Genomic DNA, 2,569 nt, shown 5'->3' on the forward strand with positions numbered 1-2,569 from the left:
GTGGTAGCCGCAGTCCCTGACCCAGCCGGCGAGGTCCTGCGCCGTGGTACGAGAAGGGTCATACGTCACCGTCGCCGTCTGGGCGACGGGGTTCGCCTCCACCTTGCTCACGCCCGGCCGGCGGCCAAGGGTGGCTTCCACCACGTTCTTCTCGCTCGCCCAGTGCAACCCGTCAACCTCCAACACCACGCTGCGCTCAGAATTCGTGGATCGGGTAGCCATGCCACACTCCTTCAGATCGGTTGCATTTGCACGAGCGTAGGTCGCTCAGTCGGTGGGGTGGTGGTGGGCTCTGGCTGCAGCATCCGCATCGGTGGGACTCGTGTCCTGCGGCGGCGGGGATGTCTCTCCCCCGTGCATGCCACGCATCATGAAGAACATCATCGCGGTACAGCCCAGTGCCAAGATCAGGAAAGTCCAGCTCACCACCCCAGTGGCAGCCAGAACGACCGCGATGACCAGCATCGGCACGCAGCAGGCCATCATCAACCAACTGTGCCTACCACCACCACCACCATGTCCGGCGTGATTCATCAGGCACCTCCCGATCGGATGGGCGCGCGACCGAGCTTCTGATACAGCCAGCAGTGACCGGTGACTCCCGTCACGAACGTGTCCAGCCCCGCAAGCACCAGCAGGATCTCTAGGCCGACGGTCAGAACCGAGGCGGCCGACAGCAGCAGGACCACCCCCGCCGTCGCCGCGGCCAGGCCGATGGCGATGCGTCCGAGGCGTTCGACCGGGCTGATGTTGACGATGCGCCACGTCGACCACCGGGATGCGGCGATCAGCCCGGTCATGACGACACCCGCTCACGGAGCACCGCAAGCCTGTCGGTGTATTCACCCTCGTCAATCTCACCGCGGGTGAAACGGCCGGCAAGAATCTCCTCGGGGGAGCTGGTCAGGGCCGGCACGCCCCTCCTTCGCTCACCGCGGCTCAGCGCCACGCCTGCCCCGAACAGCAGCGCCACGAACACGAGCATGCCGAACATCATCGCCACGTACCCCCAGCCGTCACCGTACCCGCCGAATCCATCAAACATGACGATCTCCTCCTCAACAATCACCGGACACGTCGGGCCGCTGCACCCAGTCTCAATGCGGACCCACCGCCGTCACAGGGACCTTCGGCCCCCGTTCTCGGACCTTCCTCCTGCGCTTGACTGCCGGGCAGAGAAGGACGTCAGGCAGGATGAAGGCCATGACCCCTTACCGCCGCCGCCTGTGCGCAGCCGCCCTTGCGGGTGGCGCTCTTGTGGGTGGCGGTCTTGTGGGTGGCGCCGCGAGGTGGTCGTGGCGCCACCGGCGCTCACCAGCCGTGGCTGCGTGGTCGCCGGGTCGCGGCAGCGATCGTCAGGCCGGCCCCCTGCAGGTGCGCGTTCTCGGATCGGGGTGGCCGGTCGTGGTGCTCCTTCACGGCATGATCGCCGCTGGGAACTGTTTCGGCGCCGTCTATGACGAACTCGCCGTGAACGCGACCGTCGTTGTCCCCGACCTGCTCGGCTTCGGCGGATCCATGGTCACGACACAGAGCACCGACGCCGCAGCGCACATCGCCGCGCTGGACGCCGCCCTCGCCGCCCTCGAGCTGGACCAACGGCCCACCGTGGTCGCCGGACACTCGATGGGGGGATGTCTCGCCCTGCGGTGGGCGGCCGGGCACCCCGACCGGGTCCGATCCGTCGTCACCTTCGGAGCGCCGCTATACCTCAACCGGACCGAGGCCGACGAACACATCTCGGGAATGGGCCCCATGCAGGCCCTCCTCGCCGGCGACGGCCCGCTCCCCCGGATGGTCTGCTCATGGATGTGCCACCATCGAACGGTCGCCTCCTGGATTGCCGTCGCCTACAGCCCAGACCTCCCCGTACCCGTCGCCCGGTCCGGGGTGCAGCACACCTGGGAAACCTACTCCGGCTCACTCAGCGGACTCATCCACGACGCCGGCTGGGCCGCCGCCGTGGACGTCCTGGGCCGCGCGGGCATCCCGGTCACCCTCGCCGCGGGGAGCGCGGACCCAGTGCCAGTGGCTGGGCGTGCAGCAGAGTTGGCCCACACCTGGCCTCGGCTGAGCCAGCTGCTCCGCCCGGACAGTGACCACGCACTCCCCCTGACCGAGCCCGCGTGGTGTCGGGGAGTCATCGGCGATGCCGTGGCAGAGGGCATTGAACAGGATCCCGTGACCTGATGTGCTCACAAGCCCGATGCAGCGCGCCAGACGTCCAGGACCACCGACGCCCACGGTTCACACCGCATGCTTTGCGGCGAAACTGCCCCGTCTACAACAGGCTGGAAAGCGTTCTGGTTCGGCGGTGTTTGTCCAAATGGTCAGCACCGGTCGCTCCACCCGTCGTTGAGGCGCTTGGCCCCCGCCGGCGCGGGATTTCTGTGAGAAGTCAAGGTAACGATATTTGTGCACGCAGATGCGCCGGAGGCCGATGCGGACCTGCACCGCGCAACCAAGCGCGTCAACGGGACCTTCTACCCTGTCAATTGCGGTAAGGCCCTCGTAGTCTCGCCAGTCAGACGCAGAAGACGTGCCCTCATCTACTCACGGTCGTGGACCA

General features: G+C 67.2%; 5 protein-coding genes. 2 read left to right on the plus strand and 3 right to left on the minus strand.

Features of this window, described 5'->3' with window-relative positions; all coding sequences use genetic code 11:
- On the minus strand, positions 1–222 hold a 222-nt coding region (locus ACLL9L_RS14865; RefSeq protein WP_411285437.1), incomplete at its 3' end, for a cation transporter.
- A gap of 148 nt (positions 223–370) precedes the next feature.
- Between ACLL9L_RS14865 and ACLL9L_RS14870 the strand changes: the two genes are divergently transcribed.
- Positions 371–529, plus strand: coding sequence for a hypothetical protein (locus tag ACLL9L_RS14870; protein ID WP_411285438.1), 159 nt, complete (start codon positions 371–373; stop codon positions 527–529).
- A 4-nt stretch (positions 530–533) separates the two neighbouring features.
- Here the strand turns inward: ACLL9L_RS14870 and ACLL9L_RS14875 are convergent, their stop codons facing one another.
- Both ACLL9L_RS14875 and ACLL9L_RS14880 read right to left on the minus strand, forming a co-directional pair.
- Positions 534–800, minus strand: a complete 267-nt coding sequence (locus ACLL9L_RS14875; RefSeq protein WP_411285439.1) for a DUF2892 domain-containing protein — start codon at positions 798–800, stop codon at positions 534–536.
- Entirely contained in the window at positions 797–1,069 is a 273-nt protein-coding gene (locus tag ACLL9L_RS14880; protein ID WP_411285440.1) for a hypothetical protein, read from the minus strand. The genes ACLL9L_RS14875 and ACLL9L_RS14880 overlap by 4 nt, the downstream gene beginning before the upstream one ends.
- A gap of 335 nt (positions 1,070–1,404) precedes the next feature.
- Here ACLL9L_RS14880 and ACLL9L_RS14885 point away from each other — a divergent pair, with 335 nt between their 5' ends.
- Positions 1,405–2,190 (plus strand): alpha/beta fold hydrolase, encoded by a 786-nt coding sequence (locus tag ACLL9L_RS14885; RefSeq protein WP_411285441.1) that lies wholly within the window; start codon positions 1,405–1,407, stop codon positions 2,188–2,190.
- The last annotated feature ends 379 nt before the right edge of the window (positions 2,191–2,569 follow it).

Origin of the sequence: Lapillicoccus sp. (assembly GCF_046595215.1) — a bacterium.
Taxonomy (GTDB): domain Bacteria; phylum Actinomycetota; class Actinomycetes; order Actinomycetales; family Dermatophilaceae; genus Lapillicoccus.

What these genes read in the sequence shown, in the direction of transcription:
- ACLL9L_RS14870 (WP_411285438.1), top strand. Translation starts at nt 371, where the DNA reads ATGAAGAACATCATCGCGGTACAGCCCAGTGCCAAGATCAGGAAAGTC.
- ACLL9L_RS14875 (WP_411285439.1), bottom strand. Translation starts at nt 800, where the DNA reads ATGACCGGGCTGATCGCCGCATCCCGGTGGTCGACGTGGCGCATCGTC.